The following is an 11,411-nucleotide window of genomic DNA, read 5'->3' on the forward strand; positions in this document are numbered from 1 at the left end:
CCATCGTCTGCTGGAAGACCATGGCATGAACAGCGCAACCATGATCGACAGTGCCACCTTCCGCCGCGTCCTGGGCCATTATCCGACCGGCGTGTGCGTCGTTACCGCGTCCGCCGAGGATGGCGCCCCGGTCGGCATGGTTGTCGGCTCCTTCACCTCGGTGTCGCTCGATCCGCCGCTGGTCGCCTTCTTCCCGGCCAAAAGCTCGGGCAGCTGGCCGCGCATCCAGCAGATTGGCCGCTTCTGCGTCAATGTCCTCGCCAGCGATCAGCAGCCGCTCTGCCGCCAGCTGGCCGCACCTGGCCCCGACAAGTTCGCCGGCGTGTCGCACCGCGTATCCGACAATGGATCGCCCATCATCGACAATGTCGTCGCCTGGATCGATTGCAGCCTGCATGCCGTGCATGAGGCCGGCGATCATTATATCGTGCTGGGCGAAGTGGTCGCGCTGGAAGTGGAACGGCCCGACCGGCCATTGTTGTTCTTCCAGGGCAATTATGGCGAATTTTCGCTGCTCGCATGAGGAACTGGCGGCGTGACACCGTCTGATTGGACAAGAGGGCAAGAAAAAAGGGGTAAAGCTCGTTAAAAGGCCGTAATGATCCATACATGGGTCAGAAACATCACGGCTCCTTAACGTCTGCCGTCTATCATCGTCCCCATTCCGGATCGGACTGATCATGACTGCGCTGCTCATCACCATCGACACCGAATTGTCCGCAGCGCTGCACCAGCGCGGCGTCGGTCTTGAGCAGAATCTGCGCCAGTCGATCTGGGGCGAGACGGCGGCCGGTGCTTACGGCATCGGCTGGCAGATGGACCTGATGGACCGCCATGGCCTCAAGGGCGTCTTCTTCCTCGATCCCCTGCCGGCGCTGATCCACGGTCCCGCCTTTCTCCAGCCCATCGTTGCGGCCATCGTCGGGCGTGGGCATGAAGTGCAACTCCATCTGCACAGCGAATGGCTGGCCTGGGCCAAAGATTCGCCGATCGAAGGGCGACAGGGCCGCAATATCGGTGATTTCAGCCTGGCCGACCAGATCACCCTGCTTGGCCTTGGCCGCGACCTGCTGGAGCGGGCAGGCGCCCCGCGGATCAGCGCGTTCCGGGCCGGCAATTTCGGCGCCAATGACGATACGCTGCGGGCGCTGGCGGCGATCGGCATCGGCTGGGACAGCAGCGTCAATCCGGCCTATCTTGGCCAGGGATGCGGCATAAGCATGGACGCCGGCCAGATCGGCGCGGTTCGCGCCCACGGGCTGGTCGAACTGCCCGTGTCGGGGATCGCCGATCGCCCCGGCCATTTCCGCCCGGCACAGATCTGCGCCATGTCGGCCGCCGAAATGCGCGCCGGCATGCGCCACGCTGCGCTGGAAGGTCATGATGCCTTCGTCATCGTCACCCATAGTTTCGAAATGCTCTCGCGCGACCGGATGCGCCCGAACCGCACGGTGATGCGCCGGTTCGAACAATTGTGCCGGACTGCCGCCGCAATGCCGGACATACGCCCTGCCGGCTTTCACGATCTTTCTTCGGCGCTCGCTGATGCCCCCGCGCGCACGCTGACCCGCGTGCCGCCCAACCGGCTGCGAACCGGCCTGCGTGTCGCGCAACAGGCCTGGGCGACATGGCGCTACGAACATCGGCTGGTGCCTGCGTGAGCCGCCTGCCCTGCGCGATCGTCATCGGCCTGGAAAATGCGATCAGCCTGACCATCGTCCGGGAACTCGGCCGCCATGGCGTGCCGGTCCATGGCGTCGGGCCGGCAAGCGGCATCGCGGCGGCATCGCGCTATTGCACGGACTCCACCGATCGGCCGTCAGGCCCGGCGGCCGATTGGCTGCCCGACCTGATCGCCCGGACCGGCGCGCGCGCCGTCTTCGCCATTTCGGAGACCGATCTGCTCGATCTGGCGCTGCTGCCGCCGATGATCGGCGATTGCCATATATTGGTCCCGCGCGCCGAAGCGCTCAACCAGGTGATCGACAAGCGTCGCACCCTGGCGGCCGCGGCGGCGCAGGGCCTATTGATACCGCAAACCTGGCAGCCGATGGCGGGTGATGATTTCCAGGCGCATGCCGCATCCATGCCCTATCCGCTGGTCGCCAAATGGGCCAATCCGCCGGCGGTGATGCCGTTGCTCGAGCGGGCCGGACTGGAATGGATCAAGGCGGAATATGTGCGGACGCCGGATGCGTTGCAGGCGCTGCTTGCCCGCTATCGTCCGGTCGGCATCTGGCCGATGATCCAGCAATATTGCGGCGGTGTTGGCCTGGGGCAGATGCTGTTCATGGCCGATGGCGATGCGACCTTGCTTTTCCAGCATCGCCGCCTGCACGAATGGCCGCCCGAAGGGGGCGTATCGACCCTGTGCCGTGCCGAACCGCGCGACCGCCACGGGCCACAAATGGCATTGTCCGAACAATTGCTGCGGGCGCTCGGCTGGCAGGGGCCGGCCATGGTCGAATATCGCTATGATGCAGGCAGCGGTCATTACTGGTTGATGGAGGTGAACGGCCGTTTCTGGGGCAGCCTGCCGCTGGCCGGCCATTGTCATGCCCATTTCGCCTGGGAAGCCTATCGCCGGGCGGTGCTGGGTGAAACGGATGCCGCGCCCCTGCCCCGTGATACGCTGCGCGCCCGCTACATGGTGCCGGAAACCAAGCGCCTGCTGCGATTGCTGATGGGCGGAAAGATCGCCGATCCCTTCTTCCGGGCCAGCCCATGGCGCGACCTTGCCACCTATCTGCTGGGTTTCCTCGACCCGCGCATGCGCTATTATGTCTTCAGCTTCAGCGATCCCCGGCCGCTGCTGCGCGATCTGGGGCAGATCGTCAGGAAGGCGTTGCGCCGGGATAAGTCCTGATCAGCGCCGTCACCGCCTGCTCGATCCGCTGCAGGCAATAGGCCATGTAGCGATCGTCCAGGCCATAGGGATCGTGCAGATGCGGCATCATCGGTTGCGTCCATGTGCCGAGCAACTGGCGCGGCAGGTGCGACAGGCGCGGATCGGCAGCCAGTCGATGCAGTTGCCGCACTTCCATCGCCAGCAGCAGGTCGCCCGGCTGCGGCTGATAGTCGGTCCTGTCGAGCGCCTTGTGGGCAGACAGGTCATGGCCCAGGGCCTGCGCCGCTGCGATTGCCGGATCATGGGCCGGTCGTCCGGTGGTGGTCGACAGGCCGAAGGAGGCCGTGCGGGCGCCGGCCTTGCGGGCCACCACATCGGCAAAGGCGCTGCGACAGATATTGCCCTGGCAGACGAAGACCAGCCGATGCACTTCGGCCGGGCTGGTGCGCAGCGTGGCCGATTGCCCCAGCGCGAGCTGCGGATAGGACAAAGCCAGGCGGACCAGACCGCGAAATGTGCCGAAACGTGCGTTGATCATGCGACGGTGCCGATAGGGAGCAGGGAATCCATTGAAAGGGCCTTAGCCCAAACAGGTTGCGATTTCCCTCCCCCTGTGGCTAGCCGCAAACATGCGATCAACAAAGGACAGCCCGCAGGGAAGCGATTCCACCATTGCCGATGTCGCCGCTGCGGTGGGCGTCTCGATCCGAACGGTATCGCGGGTTCTCAACCAGTCGCCCAAGGTCAATGCGGAAACCCGCGAGCGCGTCCAGAAGGCGATTGCGGCGCTCAATTTCCGTCCTTCCATGCGCGCCCGCGCCTTCGCCATGGGCCGATCCTTCCTGATCGGCATGGTCCATAATGATCGCAATGCGCTGGTGCTCGACGCCGTGCAGCGCGGCATCGTCGGCGAAGCGGGCCGGCGCGGCTATGAACTGGTGGTCCATCCCACGCCGATGGATGCCGCCGCCTCGGTCGAGGATGTGCTGCAATTCGTCCGACGTTCGCGCACCGACGGTCTGGTGGTGCTGCCGCCGGTATCGGGCATTGCCGGCCTGCCCGAAGCGCTGGCGCGCGAGCATATTCCCGCCGTTGCCCTGTCGGCCCTGCCGATCACCGGCTATGCCGATGTGATCCTGTCGCCCGAGCGCGAGGCGGCCGCACAGGTGGCGCGCTATCTCCTCGATCTCGGCCATCGCCGCATCGCGATGGTCGGCGGTCCGGCCAATGCCATTTCCGCGCAGGAGCGCCGGGCGGGCTTTGTCGAGGCACTGGCCGCCGCCGGTGTCACTTTGCTGGACGAAGCGGAGGGCGATTATGGCTTCCAGTCAGGCCTTGCCGCCGCCGAGCGTTTCCTGTCGCTGCCAACTGCGCCCACGGCGATCTTCGCCGCCAATGACGTCATGGCTGCCGGCGTCCTCAAATGCGCCGGAATCAAGGGCATTGCCGTTCCGCAGTCGCTATCCGTCGTCGGCTTCGACGGCAGCCTGTTGTCGCATGTCGTGTCGCCGGCGCTCACCACCATCTGGCGCCCCTTTGGCGACATGGCGCGGATCGCGACCCAGCAGTTGATCGACCGGATCGAGGGGCAGACCGTCACCGCCGAACTGCCCCCGCCACTGCGGCTGGTGGAGGCGGAATCGAGCGGTCCCGCCCCCGCCTGACCGATCAGAGCCGATAGGCGCGGCGCACCAGCCCGACGGTCAGTTCCTGCGCCAGTTCGGCCGCTTCCCAGTCGGCCAGCCGATGTTCGGCGACCAGCCGCGCCAGGAAGGCGCAGTCGATGCGGCGGGCGACATCATGCCGCGCCGGGATCGACAGGAAGGCGCGGGTGTCATCGTTGAACCCGACCGTATTGTAGAAGCCGGCGGTTTCCGTCGTCATCTCGCGGAAGCGGCGCATCCCTTCCGGGCTGTCATGGAACCACCAGGCCGGGCCCAGCCGCAGGCAGGGATAATGGCCCGCCAGCGGCGCCAGTTCGCGGGCATAGGTGGTCTCGTCCAGGGTGAAGAGGATGATGGTCAGATTGGCGTCGTTGCCGACCACGTCCAGCATCGGCTTCAGGGCACCGACATAGTCGGTGCGCATCGGGATGTCGGCGCCCTTGTCGCGACCATGGCTGTGGAACAGCGCGGCATTATGGTTGCGGCACGAACCGGGATGGATCTGCATCACCATGCCGTCCGCCTGGCTCATCTTGGCCATTTCGGTCAGCATCTGGGCGCGGAACAGTTCGGCATCGTCGGCATTGGCCGTGCCGCCGACGATCTTCGCGAACAGCGTCTCGCACTCCACGGTCGACAGGTTGGCGGTGCGGGGCGTCGCAAAGCCATGGTCGGTCGCGGTCGCACCCATGGCGCGGAAATCGGCGCGCCGCTTGGCATGGGCGGCCAGATAGCCTTGCCAGCTTTCCACATCCTCGCCGGTCATGTCGCCGAAGCGGATCAGCGCGTCGCGAAATTCCTCATGCTCGGGGTCGATCACCGAATCCGGGCGATAGGTGGTGACCACCCGCCCCTGCCAGCCGGAAGCGCAGATCGCCTGATGATGACGCAGATCGTCGTCCGCGCCTTCGGTCGTCGCCAGCAATTCGATGTTGAAACGCTCGAACAGCGCGCGTGGACGGAAGGCGTCGGTGGCGAGCGCCGCGTTGATCGCATCATAGACCTGGTCGGCGCTCTGCGCGTCCAGTGCCATGTCCAGCCCGAACACTTCGGCAAAGACATGGTCCAGCCACATGCTCGACGGGGTGCCCCGGAACAGATGATAATGGCTGGCGAACAGGCGCCAGGCCGCGCGCGGATCGGTATCGGGCAGGCCGCCGCGATGCGGTACGCCCAGATCGTCCAGCGCGATGCCCTGCGAATAGAGCATGCGGAACAGATAATGGTCGGGCGCCAGCAGCAGTTCGGTCGCGTTGGACCAGGGGGCATTGGTGGCGAACCAGGCCGGGTCGGTATGGCCATGCGGGCTGATGATCGGCAGGTTGGCGACTTCGGCATAGAGCGCGCGGGCGATCGAACGGGTCGTCGGATCGGCGGGGAACAGGCGGTCGGGCGACAGGGTAAGCGGATGCATGGCGATCTCCTTGTCCGCCGGTTACCGCCTTGTGCCAACGCTGGCAATGACCTATTCCAAACCCATGTCGATCCTTGCCGAAACCGCCCCGCTGCTGGCCCTTCAGGTCGCGCCCGAAGATGATATCGCCGTCGCGCTGCACCCGCTGGAGGCTGGGCAGACCGTGCGCGTCGGCGCGGCCGATGTGCAGTTGCGCGATCCGGTCCCGGCCGGGCACAAGTTCGCGCTCCACGATATCGCGGCCGGCGCGCCGGTTTGCCGCTATCGCGCGCCGATCGGCCTGGCGACGCGGGCGATCCTGGCGGGCGAGCATGTCCACAGCCATAATCTCCACACCGCGCTTTCAGGCGAACTGGCCTATCGCTTCACCGGCGCGCAGCCGCAGCCGCAGCCGCTATCCCCGACGGACCGACCCGTCCCGCATTTCCGCGGCTATGTCCGTCCCGACGGCAGTGTCGGCACGCGCAACGAGATATGGATTCTCCCGACCGTGGGTTGTGTCGGCCGGCTGGGTGAGCGGCTCGCAATGAAGGGGGCGGCGCTGGCGGAGGGACGTATCGATGGCGTCCATGCCTTCAATCACCCCTTTGGTTGCTCGCAACTCGGCGCCGATCTGGACGGCACGGCCGCGATTCTCGCCTCTCTGGCGCTCAATCCCAATGCCGGCGGGGTGCTGCTGCTTGGACTGGGCTGCGAATCCAACCAGCTCGATGCGCTGCTGTCGCGCATTCCGCCCGATCGCCGTGCCCGGCTGCGCACCGTCCGCGCGCAGAGTGAAAGCGACGAGTTCGAGGCCGGCATGACGGCGCTCGCTGAACTGATCGATCTGGCCAGCGCGGATCAGCGGCAGGATGTGCCGCTTTCGGCGTTACGTCTGGGGGTCAAATGCGGTGGCTCCGATGCGATGAGCGGCCTCACCGCCAATCCGCTGATCGGCCGCATGGCCGATGCCGTGGCCCAGGCACAGGGCAGTGCGATCCTGACCGAAATCCCGGAGATTTTCGGCGCGGAGACACTGTTGATGCAGCGCGCCGAGAATGAGGCGGTGTTCGATCGGCTGACGCAGGTGGTCAACCGCTTCAAACGCTATTTCCTCGACCATGGCGAGCCGGTGTCGGAAAATCCCAGCCCCGGCAATATTGCCGGCGGCATCACCACGCTGGAGGAAAAATCGCTGGGCGCGGTGCAGAAGGGCGGGATCGCCACCGTGACCGACGTCATCGATTATGGCGACCGCATCAGCCGCACCGGCCTCACCATATTGGAAGGCCCCGGCAATGATGCCGTGTCGACCACGGCGCTGGCGGCGGCTGGCGCAACCCTGACCTTGTTCTCGACCGGTCGCGGCACGCCGCTCGGCAGTCCGGTGCCGACGGTCAAGATCGCGTCGAACAGCGCGCTGGCCGATCGCAAGCCGGGCTGGATCGATTTCGACGCCGGACGCGTCCTGCAGGAAGGGATGGATGCCGCGGCCGATGCGCTGCTGGCGCATATCGTCGCGATTGCCAGTGGTGCGCCGGCCCGGAATGAAGTGAATGACGAACGCGCCATCGGCATCTGGAAGCGCGGCGTAACCCTTTAGTTTTTCGCCCAGGGATCAATGGCGTTGGGGCAATCCGTCCGTGCGGGACCGGAGGATGCCGGCAGAATAAGCCCGGCGCCGCGCCATCAGGCGGGCACCGGGCCAGTTCCTCAGCCGTTCAGCTTGTCCTTGACCGCCTTGGCGGGGGTGAAGCCGAGCTTCTTGGAGGCAGCGATCTGGATGGTCGCGCCGGTCGAAGGATTGCGGCCTTCACGGGCGGCCGACTCCTTGACCTTGAACTTGCCGAAGCCGTTGAGCGAGATTTCTTCGCCCTTGGCAGCAGCATCGGCGATCGCGGCAAACACGCCATCGACCAGCTTGCGGGCATCGGCCTTGGTGATGTTGTGGGCCGAAGCCAGGGTGTCGGCGAGGTCGCTGTTGTTCATGGAATAGGCTTTCCTTTGTTGTTGGCGCGCATTGCATAGCTGGCACGAAAGCCAAGGTCCATCGGTCCTGAGCGTCCGATTGCGCTTAAAAGTGCGGTTAATGCGGCGTCTCAGACGCTTTGTGCATGCGCGCATGCCAACCGGCCGGTCAAAGGCCGATATTGCGGCCTGAGCGGCCGGATCATCGTCAATGGAAAGGTGGCGGAGACGGAGGCCGCCGGGAATCGAACCCACCGAGTCTCATGACGTGCCATTTTGTGTAGGTTTTGATTGGTCGGTGCGGAACAAATGTGCAACGTTGTGCCGTGATGTGCCGCCATAGCCCGCGCCATTAGTGGGGAAAACAGTATGAACGAACAAAACGAGAAGGCCCGCGAGCGCCGGACCAAGCCGGCTACGGTGACCGAGGTTAATTCGCTGGCTCGCAAGCCTGGTCGGCACTCGATCGGCGAAAGTCTCATCCTGTGCGTCAGTTCGTCAGGCGCAAAAAGTTGGGTGGCGAGGGTTCGCGATTCGGACGGGCGCCGCCGCGACATGGGGCTTGGGCCTTTCGCGGACTTGACCCTGGCTGAAGCGCGCGAGAAGGCGCGGACGCTGCGCAAAGCAGGCCGCGACGGTCTGCCGATTCTTACCCGCGCCGAGCGCCGGAAGGCCCTGCGCAAGGTGCCGACGTTCAAGGAGGCGGCGGAAACCGTCTATGAGCGCGACAAGGGCGAGTGGAAAAACGAGAAGCACGGCGCCCAGTGGATCAAGACGCTGCGCGACTATGCTTTCCCCTCGCTGGGAAGCCTTTCCATCAACCGGATCGAGGAAAACCATGTCGCCGAAGCGTTGGCCCCGATCTGGCGCGAGAAGCCGGAAACGGCGCGGAGGGTGCTGCAGCGCGTCCTGACGGTCATGGATTGGGGCCATGCATTCAAGCACTGCACCGTCCAGCTCAACCGCAACGGCATCCGCAAACTGCTAGGCAAGCAGGACGCGGCCAAGGGCAACTTCGCTGCCATGCCTTATGGCGAGGTTTCGGGGCTCGTCGCCACGCTCCGGGCCAGGGAGACGATCGGCAACATGGCGCTTGAGTTCCTGATCCTCACCGCAGCGCGATCGGGCGAGGTGCGCGGCGCGACATGGGATGAGTTTGATCTCGAGAGCAAGCTATGGATCATCCCGGCCGAGCGGATGAAGGCAAAGAAGGAGCATAACGTCCCGCTCTGCGACCGGGCGCTGGCGCTGGTCAGGCGCGCGCAGGAGATCGCTTCCAGCGAGACAGTCGTGTTTCCGGGGCTACGCGGCAACCCCATGTCGGACGCCACGATGGCGAAGGCTCTGCGAGAGGCCGGCGTCGCCAAGGAGGCCGGAACGGTTCACGGCATGCGATCGGCGTTCCGCGATTGGGTGTCGGAAGAAACCAGTTTCCCCGGCGATGTGGCAGAGGCTGCTCTGGCCCACACCATCAAGAACAAGGTGGAGGCCGCCTATCGCCGCGGCAAGCTGTTGGCTAAGCGCCGGGAGATGATGGCGGCATGGGAGCGGCATTGCCAGGGTAGCAATAGTGTCATCCGAATGGTGGCCGGATGACCAAGATTTATGAGAGCGATGACTGGCATGACTCGCCGGGGGGATGGCGTAGTACGATCAAGAACGTTGTCCCTGAGCGTTGGATATCGGTTGTTGAAGGCCTGGCCCGATGCAAGGCAGCATGTCCCGATTATCCGCAAGTCGCTCATGACATGTTGGTTTGGCGGCTTCAGAACTGTCTCATCGCCGCGAAGGCCGCGGTTATCGAGGTCAGGCACGGGGAGGATGATGACATAGGTCGCTACCACCATATACCGGTCATTGAAGAATGGAGTGATCAAGCTTGGGCATCGATCAATTCTGAAGTTTGGGCCGCGGGCAACATTCGCACCATAGAAAACCGCTTCGGCACCTTACGGCGGATCCAGTACAAAGACGTTGCTATTGATCGGGACGGACTAGATGCGCTGGTGAAGCATTTGGCCGGCCTCATACCAACTGCGACGAAACCAAAGCCGAAGCCTCCCTCTGAATTTGTATGGTCTGCTTGGGTGCAGGAGCGCAAAGCGCGAGGGGCGCTTCCTAGCGTGGAGGCGCTGCTGGAAGAGGCTCAAATAGCCTTCCCCGAAAATAAGATCACTCAGGCCGCTGCACGTCGAGCATTTGGCGGCGGGAGACCCGGCCCTCGCAAACACATTCCGTGACAATCTGAATTCCGTCGACAACGGATTTTGCCCACCGAATTGGACGACGTGACTGTCCCTCCATAGCCCAAGGCATCCCGCCAAGGGCCGATGGAGGAATTATGGCAATCGCGCCCGTTACCTGCAGCGTCGATGAAGCTGTCAATGCGCTCGGCATCGGCCGGTCCACTTTCTATCGCCACATGCGCGCCGGCATGATCGACACGGTGCGTGTCGGCGGTCGCCGCCTGGTCAAGATCGAGAGCGTGAAGCGCCTCGTGGAAGCGGCATGACCGCCCATGCCTCAGAACCGAAACGCCCCCGGCCATAAGGCCGAAGGCGCTCTTAATCACTGTGGAGGTGACAAGAGCGCTTATAGCACGGCAGCGTCCGCTCAGACCATCGAAATCGCCCATGAGGCTTTCGGCTGTGGCTTCGATGTCGTGGTGAAGCCCCAGATCGTGCCTGACAATCAGGGTTGGGAATTCCGCGAGCATGCGCAGGCGATGGCGTTCGCGCAGTCGCTACACCAGCAGCATGGTTGGGCCATAGTCGACCGGACGGGAGGCGCGGATGCATAGCGCCGTAATCAGCCGGCGCAGCAATGTTTTGCGCGTCGCTTTCCCGATCGTTCGTGCTTGGCTCGTTTACCGTGCTGCCCGGTTGGATGGCGAGATCGACGGTTGGATGGGCCACACCATCGGCATCCCGGCGCCTGACGACTATGTGACGCCGATCGCTTCCTATGATCTGGTGATGAGCGCGGTTTCCTCGTCGGATAACCGGATGGGCCTGCCGATCATCGTCAGCGATTATAAGCAGGGCGAGGTGGCGGCATGACGATCAGCGCCGATAACGCCGCCCGCCTCTCCAAGATCGCGGCCCGGCTTGAATCCGCACATGATGGCGAGATCCTAGCGGCCGCCCGCATGCTGGTGAAGCAGCTTGGCGGACATGGCCTCCGCGTTGCCGACGTGATCGAGCGGGGCATTGCGGGCGGAAAGCCTGGTAATTTCGATTGGTCGAACACATTCCAGGCGAACCCATCCCCACCGCCCGCCACACATCGGGTCAAGATCGACGCTATGTTGCGTGATCCGAAGTTCATGGGCGAATACTTGACCCGGCGCTCGGTCGATCGGTTGCGCAGCCTATATCGCGCCGACATTCTCGATCCGATCAACATGTCTTGGGTGGATGGCCTCATGGAAAAGGCACGCGATCTGCGCGCCGGGAGGGCCGCATGATCGCCCTGTTGGAGTTTTCCTACGGGTATCGCGCTGTGCTTTGCCTCATTGTCATGGACCGTGACGCACGCA

General features: G+C 64.3%; 13 protein-coding genes. 10 read left to right on the top strand and 3 right to left on the bottom strand.

The window, feature by feature from the left end:
* Window positions 1-25 precede the first annotated feature (25 nt).
* The 3 genes from U0025_RS19765 to U0025_RS19775 all read left to right on the top strand — a co-directional run bounded on the left by U0025_RS19765 (window position 26) and on the right by U0025_RS19775 (window position 2,866).
* Window positions 26-523: a flavin reductase family protein gene (locus U0025_RS19765; protein WP_004209228.1), complete on the top strand. Its 498-nt coding sequence runs from the start codon at window positions 26-28 to the stop codon at window positions 521-523.
* Window positions 524-680: 157 nt separating this feature from the next.
* On the top strand, window positions 681-1,661 hold the full coding sequence (locus U0025_RS19770; RefSeq protein ID WP_004209229.1) for a polysaccharide deacetylase family protein: 981 nt from the start codon (window positions 681-683) through the stop codon (window positions 1,659-1,661).
* A complete protein-coding gene (locus U0025_RS19775; RefSeq protein ID WP_037490693.1) occupies window positions 1,658-2,866 on the top strand; it encodes a carboxylate--amine ligase in 1,209 nt (402 codons plus the stop codon). The genes U0025_RS19770 and U0025_RS19775 overlap by 4 nt, the downstream gene beginning before the upstream one ends.
* Here U0025_RS19775 and U0025_RS19780 read toward each other — a convergent pair.
* Window positions 2,835-3,386, bottom strand: a complete 552-nt coding sequence (locus tag U0025_RS19780; RefSeq protein WP_004209232.1) for an arsenate reductase/protein-tyrosine-phosphatase family protein — start codon at window positions 3,384-3,386, stop codon at window positions 2,835-2,837. The two genes, U0025_RS19775 and U0025_RS19780, sit on opposite strands and share 32 nt — an antisense overlap.
* A 91-nt stretch (window positions 3,387-3,477) precedes the next feature.
* On the opposite strand from U0025_RS19780, the gene U0025_RS19785 reads away from it, so the two are divergent.
* Window positions 3,478-4,512 (top strand): LacI family DNA-binding transcriptional regulator, encoded by a 1,035-nt coding sequence (locus tag U0025_RS19785; RefSeq protein WP_004209233.1) that lies wholly within the window; start codon window positions 3,478-3,480, stop codon window positions 4,510-4,512.
* Window positions 4,513-4,516: 4 nt separating this feature from the next.
* Here U0025_RS19785 and uxaC read toward each other — a convergent pair whose 3' ends face one another.
* On the bottom strand, window positions 4,517-5,926 hold the full coding sequence (gene uxaC / locus U0025_RS19790) for a glucuronate isomerase (protein ID WP_004209234.1): 1,410 nt from the start codon (window positions 5,924-5,926) through the stop codon (window positions 4,517-4,519).
* Between the two features lie 46 nt (window positions 5,927-5,972).
* Between uxaC and U0025_RS19795 the strand changes: the two genes are divergently transcribed.
* Window positions 5,973-7,508, top strand: a complete 1,536-nt coding sequence (locus U0025_RS19795; RefSeq protein WP_004209235.1) for a UxaA family hydrolase — start codon at window positions 5,973-5,975, stop codon at window positions 7,506-7,508.
* 110 nt (window positions 7,509-7,618) lie between these two features.
* Here the strand turns inward: U0025_RS19795 and U0025_RS19800 are convergent, their stop codons facing one another.
* The gene (locus tag U0025_RS19800) at window positions 7,619-7,894 is read right to left on the bottom strand and encodes an HU family DNA-binding protein (protein WP_004209236.1); all 276 of its coding nucleotides are present in this window, start codon (window positions 7,892-7,894) and stop codon (window positions 7,619-7,621) included.
* Window positions 7,895-8,242: 348 nt separating this feature from the next.
* On the opposite strand from U0025_RS19800, the gene U0025_RS19805 reads away from it, so the two are divergent.
* From U0025_RS19805 to U0025_RS19825, 5 genes are all read left to right on the top strand, one after another.
* Window positions 8,243-9,469, top strand: a complete 1,227-nt coding sequence (locus tag U0025_RS19805) for a tyrosine-type recombinase/integrase (protein ID WP_004209237.1) — start codon at window positions 8,243-8,245, stop codon at window positions 9,467-9,469.
* Complete coding sequence (locus U0025_RS19810) at window positions 9,466-10,113, top strand: hypothetical protein (protein WP_004209239.1); 648 nt, start codon at window positions 9,466-9,468, stop codon at window positions 10,111-10,113. The genes U0025_RS19805 and U0025_RS19810 overlap by 4 nt, the downstream gene beginning before the upstream one ends.
* Before the next feature lie 101 nt (window positions 10,114-10,214).
* Window positions 10,215-10,385, top strand: coding sequence for an excisionase family DNA-binding protein (locus tag U0025_RS19815; protein ID WP_004209240.1), 171 nt, complete (start codon window positions 10,215-10,217; stop codon window positions 10,383-10,385).
* Between the two features lie 280 nt (window positions 10,386-10,665).
* Window positions 10,666-10,932 (top strand): hypothetical protein, encoded by a 267-nt coding sequence (locus tag U0025_RS19820; RefSeq protein WP_004209242.1) that lies wholly within the window; start codon window positions 10,666-10,668, stop codon window positions 10,930-10,932.
* A complete protein-coding gene (locus U0025_RS19825; protein WP_004209243.1) occupies window positions 10,929-11,339 on the top strand; it encodes a hypothetical protein in 411 nt (136 codons plus the stop codon). Before U0025_RS19820 ends, U0025_RS19825 begins: the two co-directional genes overlap by 4 nt.
* Window positions 11,340-11,411: the final 72 nt, after the last annotated feature.

Origin of the sequence: Sphingobium yanoikuyae (assembly GCF_034424525.1) — a bacterium.
In the GTDB taxonomy this organism is placed as follows: Bacteria; Pseudomonadota; Alphaproteobacteria; order Sphingomonadales; family Sphingomonadaceae; genus Sphingobium; species Sphingobium yanoikuyae.

Coding starts and splice junctions, on each gene's coding strand:
- U0025_RS19765 (WP_004209228.1), top strand. CDS start 26: ATGAACAGCGCAACCATGATCGACAGTGCCACCTTCCGCCGCGTCCTG.
- U0025_RS19770 (WP_004209229.1), top strand. CDS start 681: ATGACTGCGCTGCTCATCACCATCGACACCGAATTGTCCGCAGCGCTG.
- U0025_RS19780 (WP_004209232.1), bottom strand. CDS start 3,386: ATGATCAACGCACGTTTCGGCACATTTCGCGGTCTGGTCCGCCTGGCT.
- U0025_RS19785 (WP_004209233.1), top strand. CDS start 3,478: ATGCGATCAACAAAGGACAGCCCGCAGGGAAGCGATTCCACCATTGCC.
- uxaC (WP_004209234.1), bottom strand. CDS start 5,926: ATGCATCCGCTTACCCTGTCGCCCGACCGCCTGTTCCCCGCCGATCCG.
- U0025_RS19795 (WP_004209235.1), top strand. CDS start 5,973: ATGACCTATTCCAAACCCATGTCGATCCTTGCCGAAACCGCCCCGCTG.
- U0025_RS19800 (WP_004209236.1), bottom strand. CDS start 7,894: ATGAACAACAGCGACCTCGCCGACACCCTGGCTTCGGCCCACAACATC.
- U0025_RS19805 (WP_004209237.1), top strand. CDS start 8,243: ATGAACGAACAAAACGAGAAGGCCCGCGAGCGCCGGACCAAGCCGGCT.
- U0025_RS19810 (WP_004209239.1), top strand. CDS start 9,466: ATGACCAAGATTTATGAGAGCGATGACTGGCATGACTCGCCGGGGGGA.
- U0025_RS19815 (WP_004209240.1), top strand. CDS start 10,215: ATGGCAATCGCGCCCGTTACCTGCAGCGTCGATGAAGCTGTCAATGCG.
- U0025_RS19820 (WP_004209242.1), top strand. CDS start 10,666: ATGCATAGCGCCGTAATCAGCCGGCGCAGCAATGTTTTGCGCGTCGCT.
- U0025_RS19825 (WP_004209243.1), top strand. CDS start 10,929: ATGACGATCAGCGCCGATAACGCCGCCCGCCTCTCCAAGATCGCGGCC.